This window comes from Sulfitobacter sp. M368, assembly GCF_025141875.1.
Taxonomy (GTDB): domain Bacteria; phylum Pseudomonadota; class Alphaproteobacteria; order Rhodobacterales; family Rhodobacteraceae; genus Sulfitobacter; species Sulfitobacter mediterraneus_A.
Window position 1 is genome coordinate 38,200 of the sequence record NZ_CP081115.1, and the last position, 24,602, is coordinate 62,801.

A 24,602-nucleotide genomic window follows, 5' to 3' on the forward strand; every position below is an offset into this window, starting at 1 on the left:
CTTAACCCTAACCTTCAAAGGGGTTCTGAACAGACAGACCGCTGTGCTGAAAATCCCTTAGATTGCGGGTGGCCACCGCTGCGCCATGCGCCAGTGCAATGGCCGCAATCATCAGATCCTCCACCGCCATGTTCCACCCCGCCTGCCGTGTCCCGGCAGCTAACGGGCCATAGATCACCGCAGCACTTTCATCAAAGCTCAGCACCCTTCCGGCAAAATCTTCGGCAAACAGCCGGTCCGCCTGCCGCATCAATCCATCCCGCCTGCGCCCTTCTGGCAATCGGTGCAGACCATACCCGATCTCGCCCAGCGTGACCGTGCTCAAATACAAATCCGCCGGAGTTTGCCGCGCAAACCAGTCCCGCACAGCCGGGGCCGGTTCGGGGCGCATGATTTCCGAGATGATATTGGTATCGAGCAGGATCATCCCGCAGGGCCAAAGTCAGGCGCATCTCGGGGCTGGCGCCGCTCTGGCAAATCCAGATCGCTCTCTACTCCGGCAAACCGCGCCCGCAACCGATCATAAAACGCCGCGCCATCCTCTTTGGGCTGCGCCGCGCCTGTGTGATTGCTGAGCAACGCCCGCACCTCGGCCTCCATCGACCGGCCATGCGCCGCCGCCTGCTCCCGCAGGGCCTGATGCACCTCCGGCGCGATATTGCGAATGGTCAGGGTCGGCATGCCAAGTCTCCTTCTTTTCGTTCCTTCACCATGTAAGCACTGCTAGCAATGCTGTCAATATTCAGCCAAAGCACGCCCCAACCGATCGAGCCCCTCCATCAGGTTCACGGCCGCGCCGCCACCAACCCCCAGCCGGATATGATTGGGTTGCTCATATGCACTGCCCGGCAGCAGGAATGTGCGATATGGCTCCGCCAGCAGCCGCTTGGCAAAGGCATCACTGTCAATCCCTTCGGGCAGCCGCCCCAGCCCGATCAATCCCGCACGCGGTTTGATCCAGGACAGCCCGGACTGCGCCGAAACCCACGCGTCCATCTTGGCCAGATTGGCCGCACCTTCGCGCCGCGCCTTGTCCATCGCAGCGTCGTAGCGATCCGGGCGCAGCGCGACTTCGGCAATCACCTCGCCCATGATGTTCATAATCTCGCTGGAATTCTCCCGCAGGATCACCGAATCCATCACCAACTCAGGATCGCGGCAGATCAACCAGCCCGTCCGCAGCCCCTGCAACCCCAAGGCCTTGCTCACCGATCCCGTAGTAATCCCGCGTTCATACATTCCCGCAATCGACGGCGCGCGACTGCCCTCCCATTCCAGCCCCGCATAGACCTCATCCACCAACAGCCACGCACCAACGCGCCCCGCGATCCGCGCCAATTCCGCCAGTTCATCCGCGTGCAATAAATCACCCGTGGGATTGTTTGGATTGGTGATGAAAATCATCTTGGTCTTGTCCGTCACCGCCTCCGCAACCCGGTCCAGCGGCAAATGCCAACCATCTGCCTCCTGCCGATGTACCTTGACCACCTTGGCCCCGATCGCCTTGGCCAGCACCTCCGCCTGCGGCCAACCCGGCGTTTCGATCACGATCTCGTCCCCCGGCTGCAAAAGCTGCATCACCGCGAGATAATTCGCCTCCGCCGCACCCGCTGTGATCAACACATCCGCGGCCGAACAAAGCCCGCTCAACCCTGCCTGCGCCAGAACATGGTCCCGCAATTCGGGCAACCCGCGAAAATCTCGGTTGTTCCAATCCAACGGCAAGTCCGGATCAAGATCCGCTATGAACTCCCCCAGCTTGGGCGATTCCGCCAAGGAGAACCCGACAATCGCCTCCGGCTCCGCATCTGTTGTTTCCAACAGGTATTGAAACAGGGTGTGAATCTTGACTTTCATTGCGCCGCCTTTGCTTATGGCCCCAAGGGGGATCGCCACATGAAAAGCCAAGTTACGCTGAAGGGCAAACCGAAACGCCTCGCTGTGCTCGATTACGGGTTGTTCGAGGTCCATTCCGGCCCGCGCACCATCGGAATCTGCGGCTTTGTGGTGGAAACCGACGCTGGCGAAGTGGTGTTGATCGACACCGGCTTTCCCGAAAAATACGCCCACGATGCAGAGGCCGCCACCGCCGAGGACGAACTGGGCAGCTTTGGCCGCGTTCTGTCCGTGACCCCCGAAAACATGCCCGGCCCGCAACTGGCCAAACTGGGGCTGGCCAAATCCGATGTCACCCTGATGATCCAAAGTCATACCCACATCGACCACGTTGGCGATATGGCCGGTTTTCCCCATGCGCCGATCCTGATTTCCGCCGCCGAACGCGCCCTGCCCCGCCCGCTGTATTGGTCCGGAAAACAGATGATGGACTGGCCTGATCGCGACTATCATCTGGTGCGGTCGGATATGAATCTTGGCCCCGGATTTGAGGTCTTGCTCTGCCCCGGTCATGCCCCCGGCCAACTGGCCTTTATGGTGCAATTGCCGCAAACAGGCTGGGTTCTGCTCACCTCCGATGCAATCAGCCGCGCCTCCGAGATTGACGAGAAATTTGCCGGATCATGGGATGACGATCTGGCCATCCACCATGGCGACCGGCTGATGAAACTGGCATCAGAACGCGGCGCGCTGGTCATCTACGGCCACAGCCCCGAACAATGGCCGACCCTCAAAAAAGCGCCGGAATGGTTTGATTGAGGTGATTTTATTCTAAGAAAATCTTGCAGAATTTTGGAAAAATTCTGCAATTTGGGCAGCACAAATCAACGCACATCGCGCCCCTGGTTCAGGATAATCACATTGCCGCTGGACACATCCCCCGCAGGAGAGATCAAAAACCCGACCCAAGCTGCAATTTCCGAAGGTTGCATCGCCCGTCCATGCGGCATTTGCGCAATCGCCTCTGCCAGCACGTCCTCGCTCACCACATTAAACAGCGGCGTTTCGGTCATCGCTGGCGCAATCGAATTGACCGCGATTTTATCCGTCGCAAACCGCCGCGCCAGATCTTTGGTCAAGGTATCCAAGGCCGCCTTGGAAGCACGATAATGCGGCGGATCGAAAGCATCGAAATTATACGCCCCGTTTGAGCTGATATTGACGATCTTGCGCACCCCGTCACGGCCTTCCATCAGCTTGATCGCCGCTTGGCAACAATGGAATGCACCCGAGAAGTTCAGCGCCATCTGCTTTTCGAATTCCGCCACGGGTATGTCCGGAAACTCAGACATGAAACAGGTGCCCGCATTGTTCACCAGCGCATCAACACCGCGATGGTCTGCTGCAATTTTTTCAAAAGCTGCCGAAATGGCGTCTGGGTCTGTCAGATCCGTTGCAATCCCTTCAAATCCCTCCTCCGCTTCCATCTCGGCCAGCGCAGCACCGTCCAGATCCAGCCCGATAACATGCATGCCATCCGCGATCAGCTTTGCAACAATCGCACGGCCCATGCCGCCCGCCGCACCGGTGACAACCGCAATCCTACCCATGATGATCCCCTTTTATGGTGGCCTTCTGCGCAATGGCAGGTTAGGCAGATTTAAATGTAAACGCATATAAATTTCGATGCAAGGAACGCCCATGCCCATCCGCCCTGCCCGCCGGATCACAGAAACCTCACCCAAAAACTTTGGCATGTTTGCCAAGGCCGTCCAGATGAAAGGTGATCTGATCCATCTCGAATTGGGCATGCCCGCAGAAGACACCCCCCAACACATCAAAGACGCCACCATCGCCGCGCTGCAGGCGGGTCATGTGCACTACTCCGACTTGCAAGGCATTCCCGAGCTGCGCGACGCCATCGCGGACAAATTGCGCCGCCAGAATGCCATGGATATCGCCGCAGATGAGGTGATCGTGACCAATGGTCTGACACAGGCCTCCTTTGCCGCCTTTATGGCCTTTCTGGATGCGGGAGATGAGGCGCTTTTGCTCGCCCCCTATTATCCCCAGCATATCGGAAAGGCAGAGCTTGCAGGCGCCAAAGTCACCATCGCACCCTTGGATGCTGCAAACGGTTTTGCCATCAACCGTACTTTGTTAGAGCCACATATCACCGCCGCGACCAAGGTGATTGCGCTGATCAACCCCTGCAATCCTACGGGCCGGGTCTATACCCGCGCCGAATTACAGATCATCGCGGATCTCGCGCAGGAATACGATCTGCTGGTCCTTTCTGACGAGGTCTATGAAGAGATCACCTATGACAACGCCGCACATATTTCTATCGCTTCCCTGCCCGGCATGAAGGAGCGGACAATCTCCATGTTTGCCTTCACCAAAGCCCATGCCATGGACGGCTGGCGTCTGGGTTATATCGCTGCAGATCAGTCTCTAATTGGACCAATGATGAAAATCACCACCAACGAAGTGACCCATGTGAACACCTTTGTGCAGCACGGTGCTTTGGCCGCCCTCACAGGAGACCCCGCAATCTTGCAAGGCATGGTCGATCGCGACCGGGAACGCCGCGATCTGGTTGTCTCGCGGCTGAACCAGATGCCCGGCGTGACCTGCGCCCCGGTGGAGGGGACGATCTACGCCTTTCCCGACATCACCGCCACCGGCCTGACCGCACAAGACTGCGCCGACATGCTCTTGGCGGCAACCGGTGTGGTGGTCGAGGCAGGCAGCTTTTATGGTGATGCTGGCGAAGGGCATCTGCGGGTGTGCTTTGGTTGCGCCGACATGGATGTGCTGCGGGAGGCGATGGACCGGATGCAGAGGTTCTTCAACGACTTGCTGTAGAAATCAGTCTCTATACATAGGGTTTAAGACCGCGGAACAAGCGATCCACGTGGTGGTCCTTGGTCACCGCGCCGGGTGATATCCGCAAAATCCGGCCCCGGCAATCCACATGCACATCTGCGTCTCGCAATCCGTCAACCAAGGCAGCAGGGTCGGCTGTTTCTGGCAATTGCAACATCACGGAGCCGCCCCTTGCCGCCTCGTCCTTTGGCGTGGCCAGCGGCAACCCCATCTCTTCTGCATGATCCATAATCGACTTGGTCAGCTTTCGATTATGCGACAAAAGCCCTCCCTGCCCTGCGTGCCATTTCAACGCGGGCACCGATCCCACACAGGCCAAAACCGAGGGCGTTCCATGTTCAAACCGCCGCGCATCGGGTGCATAGTCAAAAGCATCCAGATCCCATGAAAACGGATTGTCCTGCGAAAACCATCCGCGCAGCTCCGGCTTGACGGTCTTCAACAGATCCTCCCGCATCTGGATGATCCCCGCGCCGGGCGTGCCGCACAGCCATTTGAGGGTGGTGGACAACACAAAATCAACCGGATGATCATCCAGCGAAAACGGTATGATCCCGATCCCCTGGGTCAGATCCAAGCCCACCAACGACCCCATCTGCCGGCCATGCGCCAACAGCGTGTCCAGATCACAGCGGTGCGAAGAAGTGGAGGTCACAAATGTCAGAAGCGCAAGACCGACATCCGGCCCCCATGCCGCAATCATATCCTCATCACGGACCCAGAAATCCCCCTGCCGCACAGGGACTGTCTCCAACGTAAATCCCAACCGATCCTGCATCCCGTTCAGCAGAAAATGCAGCGACGGAAAACAATCTGCTGCAACCAACACCCGCTTGCCGCGCAGATACTCTGGTGGCAGGCCGCCCAGAACGGAGAACAGCCCTGTCGTCACATTCTCTGCGCTGGTCAACGTACCTTCGGGCGCATCAATCAGATCGCGCCAGAGGTCGATAAACTCTGCCCTTGCTGTCAGGACATTTGGCCATTGCTCATCGTCCAACGCGCCCCAAGTGTCTGAAAACGTGGTTAGCGCCTTGGCCATCTCCGCCGCCTTGCCCGGATACTGGCCAATCGAATGGTAAAGGAAATAGGCCGGATCGCCCGATGTCTCTGTCATGATCAGTCTCTAAATTGGGTTGTTTTCGGCAAAGGTCTTAAAGAATGCCAGATAGGCCTTGTCGGGATCACGCGCTGGCGGTTTGCCCGCCGCCCATGCCCGCCATTCCCCCTCTACAAAGTAAATGTCATATCCGGGAAACCGCAGTTTGGCCGTCTCATAGGTCTCTGTCCGCAACGCCGCGCCCTTCGCATCCAGCCAATCCGGGCGCGGCCGCATGGCTTCGGCCTTGGCTGTTGCACGTTCCTTGCGCCCCACCGAGGAAAACTGCAACTCGCGCTCCACCTCTGCCTCGCCGCCCGCATCCTTGCGCCACCAGCGCAGTTCAATATGCGTGACCCGCCGCCCGGTTTTGATCGGATCAACCTCAACGATATAGTCACTCAGCGCCGAAACCTCCTCCACCGCCGGATCAATCGCCCGCAGCTTCAGGTTCGACCAAGAGGTCAACTTGCCCTTGGGCACGCCCAGCACACCGCGCATATCTTCAAGACTGAATTTTTCCGAGGACCGCCAGCGCAGATTGCCACGTTTTTGCACCATCTCATAAAGCGTCAGCGCATATTTCGAGGACAGCGCAAACATCACCTCGCGCTGCAACCGCGCAAACACTGTGCTGTCCTTGATGATCCGCCGCAGCCGTTGCGGAATCTCATATTCGAGCAACCCGTCCCGCCGCGTTGTTTCGACGTTCCCCCCCAGAAGCTGCACCCGTTCAATTGCCGGCTCGCCGTCCCGCATGACCTGCACTTTGACAATCGAGGCCATCAGCCGCTCAATCGACCCGCCCACCCGATCGTTGGAATTATGCGATCCGCGCAGATCGGATTTGGAGATCACATGCGTTACCGGTTTTTCGATCGCGTCCCATGCGTTCTCAAGCAGCTGATTGTAAATCCGCCGGTCAGCCAAGGTCAGCGGCGTCACCTCGACCAGGTCCACCAGCTCGCCGGGTTTGACCAGCGTTTGCGCGTTTGGCCGCGCATCAACGGTTCGGTAAGCTTTGCTCATGCTTTATTGTCTTACCCAGTATTCTTACTTTTGTTGCTCGTTTCGCGTAAGCTATCATAGGGTTCTGGAGCGGTCTATCACCCAATTTGTAAGTCCTGACCGACGCCGATTCGCACCCAATGATTCGCAAACCCCTGTTCTATAGGCTTATCCTAGCATGTTCTGTGGCTCTCAGATCAGCCACCCAAAACGTAAGGTTTAACCCTCAACCCATCCGTAAGGGGAATCGCCCCGATAGGTAAGGCTAGCCCTCCCAAAAGGTTTGCCGATCCGCCCCAAAAGGTAAGTGTTAGGCACTGATACGCCATAAAACAAAGGGCATTGGCAAGCCCGAACACAGAACACTAAGAATCCTGAACCATAGGGGTTTTTCAAATTCTGTTTTAAAGGGTAAGATCAGCGCCGGTTAGGACCCATTGGGCGCGATTGATCCCATAGCTTACTTTTCGGGTGTTTCCTTCGCAAAAAGGCTATGCATTGCAGGCAAATGCCGAAATATCCAAAGAAAATGACCTGTGCCTCGGATTTCCGACTTTTTGCATGGTTTTCGTGAAACTTCACACTTGAGCGCTCCAGAACAACAGTCCATGATTCGCAGAGCAAATAAATGAGGCCCCGATGCAGCAGCCCGTCCTTCCCCCCGTCACCCTAACCGAATTGGCCAATCTTAGCGATCGCGCCAGCACCGTGATTGAACGCCTGCGCGAACGTGTTTTTGCGCCCGGCGCGTCCAAGTCGCTTGATCTGCGGTTTAATGTCCGCCGCGCCGCCGAAATGGTGGGACGCAGTGACAAGTTGATCCGCGATGCCGAGGCCGATGGCCGTCTGCCGCCGCCCGACAAAGATCCCGAAACCGGCCGCCGCAGCGGCTACAGTCTTGCGCAGGTCAACACCATGCGGGACGTCTTTGGCACCCTGCCCCATCGGCAACCCGATGACCCCGCGATGGTCCTGGCGATCCAGAATTTCAAAGGCGGTGTCGGGAAATCAACGATGGTCTGTCATCTGGCGCAATATCTTGCCCTCAAGGGCTATCGTGTTTGTGTGATCGACTGTGACAGCCAGGCCAGCACCACCTCCATGTTCGGTTTGAATCCGGATGTTGATGTGGATGAGGACGATGATACCCTTTACCCGTTTTTCCGCCATGGTGGGCCAGCCAGCTTGCATTATGCGCTGCGTGCCACCTATTGGCCCGGAATTGCGCTGATCCCCGCAAACCTCGGGCTTTATGATGCGGAATATGAATTTGCCGCGCGAATGGCGCGGGACAGTACATTTGTGCTCGACCGGCTGCGCAACGGTATTGAGAGCATAAAGGACAATTTCGATGTAATCCTGCTCGACCCGCCCCCTGCCCTGGGCATGCTGTCACTGTCCGTGTTGCGGGCCGCCAATGCACTGGTGATCCCAGCCCCGCCGAACAACATCGATTTTGGCTCCACCGCGCATTTTCTCAAGATGATGGGCGCTACTCTGGAAGAGCTGGCCCGCGCTGGCGGTGCGCGTGATTATTCTTTTGTTAAAATTCTAGCGACAAAGATGAACGATGGGAAATCCGCGCATCAAGCGATCAAACGCATGATGGAGGCGGTGTTTCCCATGGATATGATGAGTGCCGTTTTGAAAGATTCTGCTGAAATCGACAATGCAGCGGCCAATCTTTCAACGGTGTACGAGCTGACCGGTCCTGGTGTGCGGACCGAAACGCACAAACGCTGCCGGGCCTATCTGGATGCGGTCAACGCAGAGATTGAGCTTCTGATCCGCAAGACCTGGCCCAGCCATCACAGCGCCCTGCGCAAGGAAGGTTTGCTATGAGTAAAAAACACGATGCCATTTTTGACGATGTCCTGAGCGGGCTCGACACCCCTGCCCCATCTGCCGAACGCGCGGGGGCGCGGTTCCTCAAGCGGTCCACCTCCATTGGGGAACGCATGTCAGGCGAAATGCAGGAGAAGACACTTTATCAAGTGGACCCGGCCCGCTGCCGTATGTGGGAACGACACAACCGTGATTATGCGCTTCTGACAGAGGACAACTGCCGCGATCTGATCGACGGGATCAAGGCGCAGGGTCAGCAGGAGTTTCCCGCGATTGTCCGGCGTCTGTCGGGGGAAGAGCACGAATTTGAGGTGATCTGCGGTGCGCGGCGACACTTTGCCGTCAGCTGGTTGCGGGCGCATAATTATCCGCAGTTCCGCTATCTGGTTGAAGTGCGCGACCTTACGGACGAAGAGGCCTTTCGTCTGGCCGATATCGAGAACAGAGATCGCGAAGACATCTCCGATTATGAACGGGCTGTCGATTATGCCGAGGCGATCCGTCTCTATTATGATGGATCGCAAAAGGCGATGGCAGAGCGGCTGGAGGTGAGCCCGCCATGGCTTTCCCGGTATCTGGTTCTGGCCAAAATGCCCGAAGAGGTTCTTGATGCTTTCGCAAGCAAGCGCGACATCAAGGAGCGCCATGCGCGTGCGCTCAAACCATTGCTGAGCGTGCCTGAACAGGCCGCGGGCGTTCTGGAAGAGGCGATGCATCTCGCGGGCGTACAGAAACGCGCGGCGAAGGGGCAGGGCGGTTATGTCGAGGCTGCGGATGTTTTCAAACGTTTGGTTGCAGCCGGAAACCCCAAGCCTAAAACGCCAAAAGCAAAGACTGGAAAGCTATACCGCCGTTCGCCGGGGGAGCGGGGGATCATGGTCAAGAAACGCGGAAATCAGGTCCAGATGGAGTTTGATGCATCGCTTTCCGACGCCTCCTTGATGGGTGCCTTCGAAAATTACTTGAAGGCGCGCAAAGGCTGAGTTGCCCATGGGCAAGTTTTGGGAAGTTGTTATTTATCAACGAGATAAGAATTTAAGGGGGAGGGGCATCAGCCTCTCCCTTTTTTCTTGCTTTGGCTCGAATTGACAAGGCGAAATAGGCCTAAAGGTTTGATAAGGCTTGAAAAGTACAAAATTGCCCATGGGCAATCAGGTCCAGTTCTGATGAGGGTCCGGCAAGGGGATCGCATCCAGCAACTCGCGCGTATACTCGGCTTTCGGAGCGTCAAAAAGCGCGGCTGTCTCCGAATCCTCAACGACTTCGCCGTGGTGCAGAACCAGTACTCGGTCACACAGGCGGCGGATCACGGAAAGATCATGGCTGATAAATCCCAACGTCAGCCCCAGTTCCTTGACCAGTTCTTCAAGCAAGTTCAGCACCTGCGCCTGGGACGAGACATCAAGCCCCGACACGATCTCATCCGCAAGGATGAAGTCAGGACGCAGGGCAATGGCGCGCGCGATACCAACCCGTTGCCGTTGGCCTCCCGACAGTTCATGCGGAAATCTCTGGGCGAAATGCCGCGGCAAACCAACCATATCCAGCGCCTCTGCCACCCGTGCGGGTGCATCTTCGAACCCGTGCAAGCGGAGGGGGCCAGCGATGATGCCGCCCACACGTCGGCGCGGGTTCAAGGAAGACATTGGATCTTGGAAAATCATCTGAAAGCGCCTGCGCATCCCTCTCAGGCCATCTTCGGGCATATGGGTAATATCCTGCCCATCGAACAATATCTGCCCGGTGTCGGGCTCCAGAAGCCGTAGCATCGCACGGCCGAGCGTCGATTTGCCGGACCCGGACCCGCCGACGATGCCCAACACCGCGCCCTTGGGCAGGTCAAAGCTGACGCCTTTGAGCACCTCGATGCGAGGCGCGGCGCCAAAAAGCGGTTTGTGCGCCATGTCGGGGAAAGACAGCCGGAGATCCTTGACCTGATACATCATCCGCCGGCCCTTATGTCATGTTGGCGCACTTCGGTTTCCACGTCTTCTATCACTGTCGCCGGAACAGGTGTCAGGCTTCCCGTGGGATTGGTGTATGTCGGTGTCGCGGCAAGCAATGCGGCGGAATAGGGGTGAACCGGCCGCATGAAAAAGCGGTGCATCCCTGCGTCCTCCACAACCTTGCCAGCATAGAGCACCGACAGCGTATCGCAGACTTTGGACACCACACCGAGGTCATGGGTCACAAACAGAAGCGCGGTGCCGTGACGCGCCTGCATATCGGCGATCAGGCGCAGGATTTGCTTTTGCACAGTCACATCCAGGGCCGTTGTCGGTTCGTCTGCAATGATCAACTTGGGTTCGGCAGCAAAGGCGGAGGCGATTAGAATACGCTGACGCATACCGCCGGACAGCTCATGCGGATAGCTGCGCATCACGCGGGCCGGATCGGGAATATGCACCTCTGCCAATAGCTCCAACGCGCGTGCCTCGGCGACGGCTTTGCGCCAACCCAGAATATCGACCAGACGTCGGGTGATTTGCGGCCCAATGCGCCGGGATGGGTTCAAGGCGGTAAGCGGATCTTGCGGGATCAAGGCGGCGGTGCTGCCGATGCGCTTGCGCCGCTCTTGCGCGGGGAGGGTCAACAGATCGACGCCGTCCAACCAGATCTCGCCCGATTGGATGCGCAGGGCACGGGGCAGGGTGCCCAGAACCGCCTTGCCGATCATGGACTTACCGGCACCGGATTCCCCCACCAGCCCATGCACCTGACCGGCAGACGCATCCAGGGACACCGATCGCAGGATTGGCGCCCCATGTTTGAGGGTGACACACAGATTGCGAATGGAGAGATACGGTTTCATCGCAGCACCGGATCAAAGCGATCTTTGAGCCCTTCGCCCAGTTGGCTGAAGCTGAGGACCGTCAGGAAAAGTGTGATGAGTGGGAAAACCAGCACCCACCAAGCCTGATGCACCGATGTGCGCCCCTCGGAGATCATGCCGCCCCATGTCGGGCTATCGGTAGAGATTGAAAGGTTCACAAAGCTGAGGATCGCCTCCACGATGACGGCAATCCCCATCTCAAGAGTTAACAGGGCGACCATGGTTGGTAGGACATTGGGCAGAATTTCGGTGATCATCGTGCCGAATTTTCCACGCCCGGCAACTTGCGCAGAGGCGACATAATCCATCACCCCCTGGCTCATCGCCTCGGCACGGATCACACGGGCAAAACGGGTCCAGTCGATCACGACGATGGCGATGATGATCGACATCAACCCCGGCCCCAGAACCGCAATCAGCAAAATAGCAAAGAGGACGGGTGGAAAGGCCATCCAGATATCGACAAAGCGGCTGATGATCCGATCCGGCCAGCCACGGTAATAGCCGGCGATGAGGCCAAGTGTGCCGCCAACGAGACAGGTCAATGTTCCCGCGACAAGCGCCACGATCAGAGCCAAACGCGCACCATAGACTATACGCGACAGCACATCGCGGCCCAGTGAGTCCGAGCCAAGCCAGTATCCGGGTTCTGCCTTGGCATCCCAGAAGGGCGGCAGGCGGGATGTGAACAGATCTTGTGCCAGCGGATCTTGAGGCGCGATGAGCGGCGCAAAGATCGCGGCCAGCGCCAAAAGGGTTAACCATCCCCCCGAAAGCCACAAACGCAGTCCGATGGGCCGCTTTATGTCTCCTCGTGCGTCACGCATGGCGCAGGCGGGGGTTCAGAACGACGTAGAGCATATCAACGGCCAGATTTACGAGGGTAAAGAGCAGGGCAAACAGGATCACGATGCCTTGAATGAGCGGCAGATCGCGGTTGATCACGGCATCAATGGCCATGTTTCCCAATCCTTCATAAGAAAACAGCCGTTCGATGATCACCGTGCCTCCTATCAGAAAGGTAAATTGCACCCCGACAAGAGTTAACGTGGGCAGGATCGCATTTGGCAGGGCTTCGCGGGTGATAACGTGATGTTCGCTGTAGCCTTTGGTGCGTGCGAGGGTCACGTAATCCAGATGCATGGTCTCCTTTAGAGACTGTTTTAATAGCTGTGCAATGATTGCGGCCAAGGGGATGGCCAGGGCAAGGGCAGGCATGAACATATGGCTCAGCAGGTCGAGCCAGACATCAAACCGCAAGCGAAACAGGGACTCGAAAACATAAAAATTCGTCGTGAAATCAATGTTGAGCGAAGGAGAGATCCGTCCGGAGATGTGGAAAACCGGCCAAAGCACCCCAAAAAGTAAGATTAACACCAAACCCCAGAGGAAATCCGGCACCGACAGGGCCATGCCCGCGCTGACGTCAATGGCGCCTTCTGTCTTGGTGTCGCGATAGCGGGTGCCGGTCAGGGCCATTGTGCCACCGATCACCACCGCGATCACCAAGGCAAAGATCGACAGTTCAAGCGTGGCGGGCAGGCGGCCCAGAACCAGCATCGAGACCGGTTGGCGCAGGGAGATCGAGGTGCCGAAATCGCCCTGCATCACACCGCCAAGCCAGATGATGAACTGTTCGAATATGGATTTGTCGAAACCATATTGCGCCTGAAGCCGTGCGATATCGGCATCGGTGGCACCGGGCGGCAGCATCATGGCGATGGGGTTGCCGGGCACCACGCGGATAACAACAAAAACGATCACCGCCACACCAAACAGCGTGATTGCGGTGGTCAATATCCGCAAAAGGATGAGGCGCAGGAGTGTCATGAAGGTCCGTTCGAAAAAGGACGGGGCCAGTTTGCACCAGCCCCGCCAGTTCCAGGGTGGTTCTTATGCGCGGGTCATCAGGTGCGGCAGCAACGCGCCAGAACGGTGCGGCGTGACCTTGACGGCAGAGCTGTGCAGGATCGGTTGCACATACTGCAGCAGCGGGATGACTTCGGCGTTTTCGGCGATGCGTTTGTCGACGGCTTTCCAGCCCTCGATCCGCTTGGCCTCATCCGCCTCGCCCCAAAGCGGCAGGATCGCGTTAAACGTATCCTCACCGTCCCAGACCGAATGCGGCGAGGGGCCGAACATCGCAAAGCCGGTCGAGGTGGTCGGATCGCCCACGGAATTGCCCCAGTTGTAGAAGGCGGCCGGGGCCAGTTGATCTGCGGCGCGCAGCTCGAAGTGTTTGGCGATCTCGTAAACCTCGATCTCTGCTTCGATGCCGACCCGGCGCCAGAGGCCCACGATGGCTTGCACCATCTCGTAATCCTTGGGTTTGAAGCCCTTGGTGGTCTGGATCTTGAACTTGACCGGATTGTCAGGACCATAGCCGGAAGCGGCCAGCAGTTCCTTGGATTTTTCCGGATCGTAAGGCACCTTGATGCTGTCGTCATAGGCGACGTAATCGGGAGTTTGCAGCGTGTCGATGGGCACACCGTAGCCCGAGAGAAGCCGTTCGATGATCAATGATTTGTCGATGGCATGGGCGGCGGCCTTGCGCACGTTGGGGTCTGTCATCACCTCTATATCATTGAGGAAAATCATCCCGATATCGGAAATGGGCGCGGCCACGCCCTCAATGCCGTCCTTGGCTTTGAGGCGGTCGAATTCTTCATAAGGGACTTCGAGCGTGACATGGCTGTTGCCCGATTCCACCTCTGCCACACGGCTGGCGGCGTCGGTCACAAACTTGATCGTCACCGTCTTGAACTCCGGCGCACCGCCCCAGTAATTCTCGTTGGCCTTCAAGCGGACAAAGGCGTTGCGCTCGAATTTTTCGACCATATAGGGGCCGGTGCCGACGGGGGCCGCTTCGAAGCCTTCCGCGCCGACCTCTTCGTAGTATTTCTTTGGCATGACATAGCCGGTGAGGAAGGACATCCATTTAAAGAACGTCGGTTCATATTCCGGCATGTCGGCGGTCACGCGGTTGCCGTCTGTCTGGATATTGTTGACCTTGCCCCAGATGAACTGGATCGGGTTGCCGCTGTCAGGATTGCCGGCGCGGGTCAGGGACCAGGCCACATCTTCGGCGGTCAATGGATCGCCATTGTGCCAGGTGACGCCCTCCCGCACATCCATCCAGATCGCGCTGCGGTCGTCGTTCCATCCGTAGTCCGTGATGATGCCTGAACCAAAGCTGAGGTCAGTGTTCTGCGGGATGAAGAGGTCAAAAACTGATTGGTAGAACCCTTGAATGGTCGGGTTTACCGCAGATAGGCCGACGGTCGGATCCCAGCTGGGCAGGTTGACGTTGTAGGCGATGACCAATTCGTCAATCGCTTGGGCAAAACTGGGCAGGCCGACGACGGCAAATGTCGCGGCTGCGGCTGAGGACTTGAGCAGGCTTCTTCTTGAAAGTGTCATTCTGGATCTCCCTGATCTTTGATTTTGTTGGTTCTTTGCTATTTTCCGACAAGTTTTTTGGCCAACAGGGTGCCGGGCCCCGCGCCTGTTCCGCCACCGGGCCAAACGGCGGCCCCGGTGTGATAAAGATGTTTGATCGGCGTGCTGCCGTCGGCATAGCCGCGGGCGGGCCGGTTCATGAAATGTTGGTGCAGATGGTGGCTGCCGCAGACCTGATCACCGCCGATCAGATTGGGGTTGTCGGCCTGCAACATGTCCGGTGTGACGATATGCTGGCCAAGGATCTTGTCCCGTGTGCCGGGGGCGTAACGTTCGACAATATCAAGGGCCCGTTCGGCAAAGGGCGTCGCGGCATCCTGCCAATTTGTGTCAGGAATGGTGCCAGCGGCATCGCCTTTGATTTCGCCCGGCGCCATGCGCACTTGCAACCACAATACATGTTTGCCCTCAGGGGCGCGCGAGGGATCAACCACGGTGGGTTGTCCGCAAACGATAACGGGCTCATCGGGCAGCAATCCGGCCTTGGCCTGCGCATAGGTGCGGGCCATCTGATCCATCGACGGGGCCAGATGCACATAGGCGAAACGTTTGAGTTCCGGCGCGGACCAATCGGGCAGGGCGTCCATCGCCAGATGGATCATCATCGTGCCGGGAGCGTGTTGAAATCCGGTCATTGCGGTCTCGTGACGCGCATCGCCGGTGCCGCCGGTCAGCTTCATCAAGGCTGAGGGCGCGACATTGGCAATCACGGCCTTGGAGGCGCCAATGAAACGGCCATCAGCCAGCGTAATACCCGTGGCGCGACCGCCGGCCTGTTCGATCGCTGTCACCTCGGCGTTGCAATGCACCTTGCCGCCACGTGCCTCGATCATCTTGATCATGGCCTTGGTCATCGTGTCTGCGCCGCCCTGGCCCAGAACCATGCCAAAGGCCTGACCTGCCATCGCTTCGAGATAGGGAAAAACCGCGCCGCCCGCAATATCGGGCGCGAAATCGAGGTGCATGCCCCAGGCGGCAAGGGTCGCTTTGACGTGGTCACTTTCAAAGGTCTGATCAAGCCATGCGCGGGGCGACATCATCATGAATCGGGCCAGATCAAGCGTGCCGCCGCCGCCGCGCTTGCGCCATGTCTTCCACCCTAAGGATGAAAATGCACGTAAATTCATCGGGCTGCCCAACACGGCAAAAATCGAATCTGCCATGTCCGGAAAACCGTCTGTCAGATCTTGCCAGGCCTGTGCATCGGCATCGGAAAAACCACGCACGCGAGCCTTGGTGATCTCGGGGTCATTGGAGATACCAAGCCAGCGCCCATCGGGGAACACACTTGCGAAGGGATTGCCCGTGGGTGCAAAGGCCAGTCCATGTTTGGCCAGCTCCTCTGCATGCTCTGTATGGAAGGCCGATCCGGCAAAAAGCGACAGGTTCATCGCCGCCCAATCGTGGCGGAACCCCGGCAGGGTATATGCGCCGGTCTTGACCGCGCCGCCGGGTTCGGCCGCTTGTTCAAAGATCTCAACGGACCAACCGCGCGCTGCCAAATGGCATGCACAGGCAAGGCTGTTGTGCCCTGCGCCGATGAATATCGCGTCCGGTTCGCTGGCCATTTCTGACGATCCTCCCGAACAAGATAATTGCAAATGCATGTAAACTTGTCTAGCATTGATTCATCCAAACCTGCGTGGCCAACACGCGACAAACATTGCGCGGAGCAAAATCGCGCAACCTTCAGGGAGTGAGAAACATGAGCGCTGCGGATGTCGTAAGCAATTTGGGGGCGATGCTGGCCTCTGGTGGAGTGGAAGTTGTGGATTGTTCCGGGGTGCTTGGCCCGGACACGCCAATCCTTCAGCTGCCACCGGATTTTGCCAAGAACACGCCCAAGGTCGAGATCCACAAGATCAGTGAATATGACAATGACGGCCCGTTCTTTGCCTGGAACTGGATGGTGTTGGGGGAGCATTCCGGCACCCATTTTGACGCGCCGCATCACTGGATCACCGGCAAGGATTATCCGGACGGTTATACTGACAAACTGGATGTGCAGCGTCTGGTTGCGCCGGTGAACGTGATCGATTGCTCAAAAGAAAGTGCCGAGAACGAGGATTTCCTGCTGACCGCCAATGGGGTGAAGGCCTGGGAAAAGGAACATGGCGAGATTGGCGCAGGCGAATGGGTTGTGATGCGGACCGATTGGGACAGCCGTGTTGATGACGAAGACAAGTTCCTGAATGCCGATGAAACCGGCCCGCACAGCCCCGGCCCGACGCCGGATTGCATTGAATATCTTTTGAGTAAGAAAATCGTTGGCTGGGGCACGCAGTGCATTGGCACGGACGCGGGCCAAGCGGGTGGAATGGAGCCGCCCTATCCGGCGCATAACCTGCTGCACCGCGACAATTGCTTTGGTCTGGCGTCACTGGCCAATCTGGACAAACTGCCCGCCAAGGGCGCGATCCTGATTGCCGCGCCGCTAAAGATCAAGAACGGCACAGGCAGCCCTATCCGGGCATTGGCTTTGGTTCCCAAGGGCTGACGGGTGTCAAAGGTTGACCATCTGATCATCGGGTCGGGCATCAATGCATTGGTGGCCGCCGCGATGCTGGCGCGCAAGGGCGACAGCGTGCTGGTGATTGAACGCGAAGACCGCATTGGCGGGTGTATGTACACTTCGGATGATGTGACATTGCCGGGATATCATCACGATGTGATGGCGGCGACCTTTGTTCTGTTTCTGACCGGTCCGGCGCATGGGGCCTTGGGCGAGGATCTGGCGAAACACGGGTTGGAGTTCTGTCACACACAGCATCCGACAGCGGTGTTGCGACCGGATGGATCGGCCCTGACGCTGAGCATGGATCGCGACGCCAATGTCGCCGCATTCAATGCCCGTGCCGCAGGGGATGGCGATCAGCACCGCGCAGATGTGGGCGCGATTGAGCAGGATGCGGAGTTTCTGTTTGCGCTGCTGGGGCAACCTTTGTGGTCCCGGCAGACGGCGTGGCTGTTGGCGAAACAGGCGTGGAAGCGTGGTTTGACCCCGCTCAAGGCCTGGTTCGGGGCAGCTTTGGAACCGGCCCGCGGATGGTTGGAAACACGGTATCAAAGCGCAGATGTTCAGGCACTTTGGGCGCCATGGGTTTTGCATGTGGGGTTGACGCCCGAGGCCAGCTATGGCGGCCAAATGGCGCGGGTCATCGCCTTTGCCCTTGAGGCGGCGGGCGCGCCGGTTGTCAAAGGCGGGGCAGGGCAGGCGGCGGCGGCATTTGCCTCTCTGATAAAGGCGAATGGCGGGGAAATCCGCACGGGTGTTGAGGCGGCCAAGATCCTGATTGAGAATGGCAAAGCAGTGGGCGTGCAGACCGCGACGGGCGAGCGGATCGAGGCGGGCAATGTGATTGCCAGCACCGCGCCGGGGCAACTCTATGACGGGTTGCTGGCCGATCAGCCGCGCCCGGATGACACCAAGAAATTCCGCCATGGGCGGGGCAATTTCCAACTGCATTTTGCGCTGGACGGCCCGGTGGATTGGGCTGCCGAAGGGCTGGATGATGTGGCACTGATCCATTTGGCGGACGGGGTCGATTCAGTCTCTAAATCAAGCAATGAAGCTGAACGTGGAATGTTGCCCGAGCGGCCAACGATTTGTGTTGGGCAACCGCACAAGATGGATCCCGGCCGCTGCCCCGAGGGCAAGGCGTTGCTGTGGCTCCAGATCCCGGATGCGCCAAGCGTGATCAAGGGTGATGCGGCGGGCGAGATCGACACTGTGCCGGACTGGACCGAGGCGATGCGCGAAGCCTACGCCGACCGTATCGAAGCGATCCTGTCTGCGCATATCCGCAACTGGGATCAGATCAAGCTGAAGCGGCGGGCCTATTCCCCTGCTGATCTGGAACAGATGAACATCAATCTGGTCGGCGGTGATCCCTATGGCGGGGCCTGCGCGATGGATCAGTTCTTTGTCTGGCGGCCGCAGGCTGGGCAGGTGAACAATGACACCGACGTTGCCGGGCTTTTTCATATTGGTGCTTCCACCCATCCCGGTCCGGGGCTAGGCGGAGGATCAGGTTTCAACGTGGCAAAAAGGCTTGGTGCATGACCGATATGAAAGACGCTGACGTGGCATCCCCCCGCCTTGGGGAAATGGGGCTGGAGAACTTTGCGCCCTATCTGATGAACCGGATTATTGGGCGGTATAACGCGGCGATCAATTCGGAGATGGCGGCGTTGGGTCTGACCACACCGCAGATGCGGTCACTGGCGGTTTTGTCTGTGGTTGATGGAGTGCTGATCCGCGAACTGGCGGTCTATGCGGTGGTGCAACAATCGACACTCAGCCGGGCGCTGGACCAACTGGCGCAGAACGGGTTGATCCGCCGGGAGACCGACGAGAACGACAGCCGCGCCACGCGGGTGTTTCTGACCAACACCGGACGCGAAGCCTACGAGCGGCTTTGGCCGCATATGGCGGCGGCCTATGAGGCGATGTTTGTCGGCATCGATGAAGATGAGAAGCGGGCCTTTGTCGGCACGTTGCAAAAGATGCTGCGCAACATTCGCAAGCACGATTTCTAAGCGCAAAGCCGCGCCCAGAGACAAGAACCGGAGTTTCAACCATGGCTGAACGGTCATTCAAAGCGGAGGTGGAGCATCTGCGCAAGGGTGCAGGTGACACATTCACCGGTGAAGGGATTCTGGCGATCACCAAGGCGCTTTTGGAGAATGGTGTGGGCTATGTGGGCGGCTATCAGGGCGCGCCGATCTCGCATTTGATGGATGTTCTGGCGGACGCCGAGGAGTTGATGGCCGAGCTGGGCGTGCGGTTTGAGGCCAACGCAAGCGAGGCGGCGGCGGCGGCCATGTTGGCCGCGTCGGTGCATTACCCCATTCGCGGCGCGGTGACGTTTAAAGGGCCGGTCGGGGTCAATGTGGCGTCCGATGCCTTGGCGAACCTGTGTTCCAGCGGCGTCAATGGCGGGGCGCTCATTATCGTGGGCGAGGATTACGGCGAGGGATCGTCGATCATGCAGGAACGGTCCCACGGCTTTGCGATGAAATCGCAGTTTTGGCTGCTCGACCCGCGCCCGAACCTGCCGTCGATCACCAAGGCGGTGAAAGACGGTTTTGAGCTGTCCGAGGCCAGCAATACGCCGGTGATGTTGATGGTGCGCATCCGGTCGTGCCATGTGACCGGCAGCTTTGAAACTCGCGACAATGTTGCGCCGCCGCTGACGGTGAAACAGGCGATTGCCAATCCGCAGTCGGATTTCAACCGGGTTGTGCTGCCGCCGATGAGCTATGTGCACGAGCAGGACAAGATCAAGAACCGCTGGCCGGCGGCGGAAAAGTTTATCACCAAGAACAAGCTGAACGAGGTGTTTGGCCCCGAAAAAGCGCCGCTGGGAATCGTGGTGCAGGGCGGGATGTACAACGGGTTGATCCGCGCCTTGCAGCGGCTTGGGCTGGCCGATGTTTTTGGCAAGACCGAGGTGCCGATTTACTGCCTGAACGTCACTTATCCCATTGTGAGAGACGAATTTGACGCCTTCTGTGCGGGCAAGGATCATATTCTGGTGGTCGAGGAAGGCCAGCCGGAGCATATCGAACAGCAGCTTGGCGCGTTCCTTTACAAGGCGGGGGCCAAGCTCAAGCTCTATGGCAAGGACGTCTTGCCGATGGCGGGGGAATACACCGGACAGGTGATGCTGGACGGGGTCACGGCATTTTTAAAAGCCGCCGCGCCGGAGATGTTGCCGGGCAAGGTGCGTGCGCCCAATGCCGAAGCGCCGCAGATCCCGGACCTGAGCAAGACCGTGCCGATCCGTCCACCGGGATTTTGTACAGGATGCCCCGAACGGCCGATTTTTGCGGGTATGAAGCTGGTTGAACAGGAACTGGGCAAGCACCAGATCACCGGCGATATCGGATGCCATTTGTTTGGCTCTTTGCCGCCCTTTGAGATTGGCGGCGCGACGATGGGTTATGGCCTGGGACCAGCGGCCAATGCGGCCTTTGACGGGGGCGGCGAACGGCGGGCCATTTCGATGCTGGGGGATGGCGGGTTCTGGCACAACGGGTTGTCCAGTTCGATCGGGAACATGGTGTTCAACAAGTCCGACAATGTTGTTGTGATTGTCGATAACTATTATTCCGCCGCGACGGGGGGGCAGGATGTTCTGTCTTCTCGGGCGCATAACGATACCAAATCAACGGGCAATCCGATCTCTGCCGCGCTCAAGGGCGTGGGGGTGGAATGGATCCGCCAGATTGATCACACCTATGACGTGGCCAAGGTGCGCGACACGGTGCGCGAGGCATTGCTGACGGATTTCAAAGGACCCAAGGTGATCGTGGCCTCTTCCGAATGTATGCTGAACAAACAGCGGCGGGAAAAACCCCTGCGCAATGCCGCGATCAAGGAAGGGCGGCGGGTGGATGTGCCGCGCTTTGGTGTGGACGCGGATGTGTGTACGGGCGATCACGCCTGTATCCGGTTGTCGGGCTGTCCGTCTTTGTCATTGAAACGGCTGGACGATCCGCTGCGCGATGATCCGGTTGCGCATATTGATCAAACTTGTGTGGGCTGTGGAAATTGCGGCGAGGTGGCGGATGCTGCGGTTCTGTGCCCATCGTTTTATCGGGCCGATGTGGTGCATAACCCCGGCGGATTTGAACGCTGGCGGGCCGGGCTCAGGGCGCGGGTCATTGGCTGGTTGCAACGGCGGCGGGCGGGCAAACGATTGGCTGTCATGGGGACGGGCCAATGAATATGGTCTTGCAACAAAAGACCCCGGATGCCCGCGTGGGGCAGATCATCAAGCTGGCGGTGCTGGCCGTGGGCGGGCAGGGCGGCGGCGTTTTGACCGGCTGGATCGAAGCCTTGGCGCGGGCGCAGGGCTATGCGTGTCAGGCGACATCGGTGGCGGGCGTGGCCCAGCGGACGGGCGCGACAATCTATTATGTTGAGATGACCCCAAAGAGCGATCAGGCACCGGTTTTTGCGCTGGCCCCGTCGGGGGGTGATGTGGATGTGATGATCGCCGCCGAGATGATGGAGGTGGGCCGGTCCATCATGCGCGGCTTTGTAACGCCGGATCGTACCACCTTGATTGGATCGACACATCGGGCGCTTGCAGTGTCTGAGAAAATGGCTCCCGGTGACGGGATTGCCGATGCCGATGAAGTGCGCGCCGCAGCAGAGATTGCTGCGCAGCGTTTGATCCTTGCGGATATGGACAAGCTGGCCATTGAACAGGGGTCGGTGATTTCCTCCAGCCTGTTTGGCGCTTTGGCAGGATCAGGCGCCTTGCCGTTTCCCCGCGCCGCGTTCGAAGAGGCGATCCGCGCGGGCGGCAAAGGGGTCGAAGCCTCCTTACGCGGTTTTGCCGCCGGGTTTGAGGCGGCGCAGGGTGAAGGGGCGGCCTTGGAGGCACCGGCAGTTGCAGCGGACAGCGCTCAGGTCAGCGGCCCGCCCGCAATGATGAAAGACTGGCAGGCCTTGATGGCGCGGATTGCCGCGATGCCGGACCCTGTGCAAGACATGGCAAAGGCCGGTTTGGCCAAGGTCGTGGATTTTCTCGATTGTGCCTATGGCGGTGAATACCTTGATCATCTTGAGGGTGTCTTGGCCCGTGACACTGCGGCGCATGACTGGGCGCTGAGCGCTGCGGCGGCAAAATATGTTGCCAATGCGATGGTCTATGATGACATCATTCGGGTGGCCGATCTCAAGACACGCAGCACAAGGTTTGACCGGATCAATGGCGAGATGAATGTCGGCGATGGGCAGGTGCTAGAGCTGACGGAGTTTTTTCATCCCCGCGCCGAAGAGATTGCCAGCCTGATGCCCGCGAAGATAGGCGCGAAATGGGAGGCCAGCCCGCGCCGCATGGCGCTGCTGGACCGGTTGTTCAACAAGGGTCGGCGGCTGCGGACGCATCGGTTGCGGTCTTTTGTGATGCTGCATCTGCTGGGCGGGCTGAAGGGATATCGGCGGCGCACGCGGCGGCATGAGGTCGAACAGGCCCATTTGAAGGAATGGCTGCACCACAGTCTTGCCCCGTTGGAACGCGACTATGCGCTGTCCGTCGAGTTGTTGAAATGCAGACGGCTTATCAAAGGATACTCGGACACCCATGCGCGGGGGCTGTCGAAGTTTGCCAAGGTGATGGAGGCCGCCAAACTGTTGGACGGGCGCGAGGATGCGGCGGAATGGGTCGCACGTCTGCGCGAAGCGGCACTGCAAGACCCGGACGGCAAGGCGCTGGACGGTGCCATACAGACGATCAGAAGCTTTATTTAACAGAGCGTTAACCAATTAAATCAAAAAATCGCGGTCATTGTTAGGATTTGAGGCAAGCTGTCTAAATTGCGCCACATTCTCGTGCCACCACTCTAGCATCGGTAGAATTGGGTGGGGCTTATCCTGTTCGCCGCTCTCTGCCAGAAGGCAAAAGAGGCTTTCCATCTCTGCGGTTGCGCGTCAGAGGCGGACATTGAATGGAACACTCGCAAGGGTGTTGAAGCAAAACATGAAGTTTCTGATCGTTGATGATGACCCGGTAATTCTCGACCTGCTGACCGAAATTCTGTCCGGCTATGGATATGAAGATCTGGTTACAGCCACAGGTGCAGACGATGCCTTGACCGCCCTGCACGCGCAGGATGCGCCCTTTGATTGTTTAATGCTGGATATCCAGATGCCCGGCATGGACGGGATCGAACTGTGCCGCACCGTGCGGCAGATGCCCGATTATGCGGAAACCCCGATCCTGATGATCACGGCGATGAGCGATAAACCCTATATCGATTATGCCTTTGCCGCAGGCGCGACCGACTACACCGTCAAACCGTTTGATGTGGTTGAGCTGATGTCGCGGGTACGGAATGTGGAGCGGAGCAACCCTTATGGGCGCATGGGTATGTTTGACCCCACTGGACGTGGCGCAACGCCCAAGACCGGCTATGATTATCCGGTTCCGGTGACAGGGTCGGTAAACGGGTTCATCCGCATGACGGTGCTGGAGAATTATGCCCGGTCGATCCAGAAGCAGCGCATTTTTGCGATGGTCGCCTTTGCGATCCATATTCCCGAACTAAAAGAGGTGCATGCCTCCACCACCAGCGCACGGTTTGCCAAGGTTCTGACCGGGATTGCGCGGGCGATTTCGGAAACCTTGCTCGGCACGCAGGCGTTCATGTCCTACATCGGTGAGGGCAAGTTCTTGTGCATTTGCGACCACACCCGTTTGATGGACATCACTGCGCTGCAAAGCGAGCTGGCGCTGGTTCTGAGCGAAGATGAATATGTGCCATCCGGCATCGCCGTGAATGGGTTGAGCGTCATTGTTGGTCCGGCCTGTGTGCCCAAGGCCTTTGACCGGCCCAAGGATCTGAAGTTTATCGAACGGGCGCTGGACGGTTTGGAAAGCCGCGAGGCCAGCCACGTGGACCGGCCGGCACGGTCAATCGCAGCGCGCCTGTTTCAAAGGCTCAGTTTCCAATAGGCAAGGTGCCTCCTGTTGAGCGGCCGTGGCAAAAAGGCCGCAGAGACACGAGAACGTGAAATTCGGATTCAATTCCTTAACCACGATTTAACTTATGCGGGAATTTTCAGAGACCGGTTTTCCGCTTTATGTTAAGATTGTCCTTAACGGTAGGAAAAATACC

Annotated in this window: 22 protein-coding genes; 10 read left to right on the top strand and 12 right to left on the bottom strand. The window is 58.4% G+C overall.

The annotated features are described in order from the left end of the window. Window positions 1–7: 7 nt before the first annotated feature. The 3 genes from K3754_RS19585 to K3754_RS19595 are packed head-to-tail and all read right to left on the bottom strand — an operon-like array spanning window position 8 to window position 1,857. Window positions 8–427, bottom strand: coding sequence for a type II toxin-antitoxin system VapC family toxin (locus tag K3754_RS19585; protein WP_259943714.1), 420 nt, complete (start codon window positions 425–427; stop codon window positions 8–10). After that, on the bottom strand, window positions 424–681 hold the full coding sequence (locus K3754_RS19590) for a FitA-like ribbon-helix-helix domain-containing protein (RefSeq protein ID WP_259943716.1): 258 nt from the start codon (window positions 679–681) through the stop codon (window positions 424–426). Before K3754_RS19590 ends, K3754_RS19585 begins: the two co-directional genes overlap by 4 nt. A 54-nt stretch (window positions 682–735) precedes the next feature. Beyond that, window positions 736–1,857 (bottom strand): pyridoxal phosphate-dependent aminotransferase, encoded by a 1,122-nt coding sequence (locus K3754_RS19595; protein WP_259943719.1) that lies wholly within the window; start codon window positions 1,855–1,857, stop codon window positions 736–738. A gap of 39 nt (window positions 1,858–1,896) precedes the next feature. On the opposite strand from K3754_RS19595, the gene K3754_RS19600 reads away from it, so the two are divergent. Continuing rightward, the gene (locus K3754_RS19600) at window positions 1,897–2,655 is read left to right on the top strand and encodes an MBL fold metallo-hydrolase (protein WP_203212470.1); all 759 of its coding nucleotides are present in this window, start codon (window positions 1,897–1,899) and stop codon (window positions 2,653–2,655) included. A gap of 65 nt (window positions 2,656–2,720) precedes the next feature. On the opposite strand, the gene K3754_RS19605 is transcribed toward K3754_RS19600, so the two are convergent. After that, window positions 2,721–3,446 carry an SDR family NAD(P)-dependent oxidoreductase gene (locus K3754_RS19605; protein WP_259943721.1) on the bottom strand — a complete coding sequence of 242 codons (726 nt, stop codon included), beginning with the start codon at window positions 3,444–3,446 and terminating at the stop codon, window positions 2,721–2,723. 91 nt (window positions 3,447–3,537) lie between these two features. On the opposite strand from K3754_RS19605, the gene K3754_RS19610 reads away from it, so the two are divergent. Then, complete coding sequence (locus K3754_RS19610; protein ID WP_259943724.1) at window positions 3,538–4,704, top strand: pyridoxal phosphate-dependent aminotransferase; 1,167 nt, start codon at window positions 3,538–3,540, stop codon at window positions 4,702–4,704. A 10-nt stretch (window positions 4,705–4,714) separates the two neighbouring features. Here the strand turns inward: K3754_RS19610 and K3754_RS19615 are convergent, their stop codons facing one another. Beyond that, complete coding sequence (locus K3754_RS19615) at window positions 4,715–5,842, bottom strand: aminotransferase class V-fold PLP-dependent enzyme (protein WP_259943727.1); 1,128 nt, start codon at window positions 5,840–5,842, stop codon at window positions 4,715–4,717. A gap of 9 nt (window positions 5,843–5,851) precedes the next feature. Continuing rightward, window positions 5,852–6,853, bottom strand: a complete 1,002-nt coding sequence (locus K3754_RS19620) for a replication initiation protein (protein ID WP_025048587.1) — start codon at window positions 6,851–6,853, stop codon at window positions 5,852–5,854. 618 nt (window positions 6,854–7,471) lie between these two features. Between K3754_RS19620 and K3754_RS19625 the strand changes: the two genes are divergently transcribed. Continuing rightward, window positions 7,472–8,674 (top strand): AAA family ATPase, encoded by a 1,203-nt coding sequence (locus K3754_RS19625; RefSeq protein WP_203212548.1) that lies wholly within the window; start codon window positions 7,472–7,474, stop codon window positions 8,672–8,674. Continuing rightward, window positions 8,671–9,660, top strand: a complete 990-nt coding sequence (locus tag K3754_RS19630) for a ParB/RepB/Spo0J family partition protein (RefSeq protein WP_259943593.1) — start codon at window positions 8,671–8,673, stop codon at window positions 9,658–9,660. Before K3754_RS19625 ends, K3754_RS19630 begins: the two co-directional genes overlap by 4 nt. A gap of 168 nt (window positions 9,661–9,828) precedes the next feature. Here the strand turns inward: K3754_RS19630 and K3754_RS19635 are convergent, their stop codons facing one another. The 6 genes from K3754_RS19635 to K3754_RS19660 all read right to left on the bottom strand — a co-directional run bounded on the left by K3754_RS19635 (window position 9,829) and on the right by K3754_RS19660 (window position 16,537). Beyond that, entirely contained in the window at window positions 9,829–10,620 is a 792-nt protein-coding gene (locus tag K3754_RS19635; protein WP_259943729.1) for an ABC transporter ATP-binding protein, read from the bottom strand. Then, window positions 10,620–11,489 (bottom strand): ABC transporter ATP-binding protein, encoded by an 870-nt coding sequence (locus K3754_RS19640; protein ID WP_259943594.1) that lies wholly within the window; start codon window positions 11,487–11,489, stop codon window positions 10,620–10,622. Before K3754_RS19640 ends, K3754_RS19635 begins: the two co-directional genes overlap by 1 nt. Beyond that, the gene (locus K3754_RS19645) at window positions 11,486–12,337 is read right to left on the bottom strand and encodes an ABC transporter permease (protein WP_203212545.1); all 852 of its coding nucleotides are present in this window, start codon (window positions 12,335–12,337) and stop codon (window positions 11,486–11,488) included. Before K3754_RS19645 ends, K3754_RS19640 begins: the two co-directional genes overlap by 4 nt. Then, entirely contained in the window at window positions 12,330–13,340 is a 1,011-nt protein-coding gene (locus K3754_RS19650; RefSeq protein ID WP_259943596.1) for an ABC transporter permease, read from the bottom strand. Before K3754_RS19650 ends, K3754_RS19645 begins: the two co-directional genes overlap by 8 nt. A gap of 63 nt (window positions 13,341–13,403) precedes the next feature. Beyond that, window positions 13,404–14,930, bottom strand: a complete 1,527-nt coding sequence (locus tag K3754_RS19655; protein WP_259943599.1) for an ABC transporter substrate-binding protein — start codon at window positions 14,928–14,930, stop codon at window positions 13,404–13,406. A 38-nt stretch (window positions 14,931–14,968) separates the two neighbouring features. Then, window positions 14,969–16,537, bottom strand: coding sequence for an NAD(P)/FAD-dependent oxidoreductase (locus K3754_RS19660; protein WP_259943602.1), 1,569 nt, complete (start codon window positions 16,535–16,537; stop codon window positions 14,969–14,971). Window positions 16,538–16,674: 137 nt separating this feature from the next. Here K3754_RS19660 and K3754_RS19665 point away from each other — a divergent pair, with 137 nt between their 5' ends. From K3754_RS19665 to K3754_RS19690, 6 genes are all read left to right on the top strand, one after another. Next, entirely contained in the window at window positions 16,675–17,466 is a 792-nt protein-coding gene (locus tag K3754_RS19665; protein ID WP_259943604.1) for a cyclase family protein, read from the top strand. Between the two features lie 3 nt (window positions 17,467–17,469). Next, window positions 17,470–19,032: an NAD(P)/FAD-dependent oxidoreductase gene (locus K3754_RS19670; RefSeq protein ID WP_259943606.1), complete on the top strand. Its 1,563-nt coding sequence runs from the start codon at window positions 17,470–17,472 to the stop codon at window positions 19,030–19,032. Then, the gene (locus K3754_RS19675) at window positions 19,029–19,508 is read left to right on the top strand and encodes a MarR family winged helix-turn-helix transcriptional regulator (RefSeq protein ID WP_259943608.1); all 480 of its coding nucleotides are present in this window, start codon (window positions 19,029–19,031) and stop codon (window positions 19,506–19,508) included. The genes K3754_RS19670 and K3754_RS19675 overlap by 4 nt, the downstream gene beginning before the upstream one ends. A 41-nt stretch (window positions 19,509–19,549) precedes the next feature. Continuing rightward, window positions 19,550–21,700, top strand: coding sequence for an indolepyruvate ferredoxin oxidoreductase subunit alpha (locus K3754_RS19680; protein WP_259943610.1), 2,151 nt, complete (start codon window positions 19,550–19,552; stop codon window positions 21,698–21,700). Beyond that, window positions 21,697–23,235 carry an indolepyruvate oxidoreductase subunit beta family protein gene (locus K3754_RS19685; RefSeq protein WP_259943612.1) on the top strand — a complete coding sequence of 513 codons (1,539 nt, stop codon included), beginning with the start codon at window positions 21,697–21,699 and terminating at the stop codon, window positions 23,233–23,235. The genes K3754_RS19680 and K3754_RS19685 overlap by 4 nt, the downstream gene beginning before the upstream one ends. A gap of 229 nt (window positions 23,236–23,464) precedes the next feature. Then, window positions 23,465–24,439, top strand: a complete 975-nt coding sequence (locus tag K3754_RS19690; RefSeq protein WP_259943614.1) for a two-component system response regulator — start codon at window positions 23,465–23,467, stop codon at window positions 24,437–24,439. Window positions 24,440–24,602 lie beyond the last annotated feature (163 nt).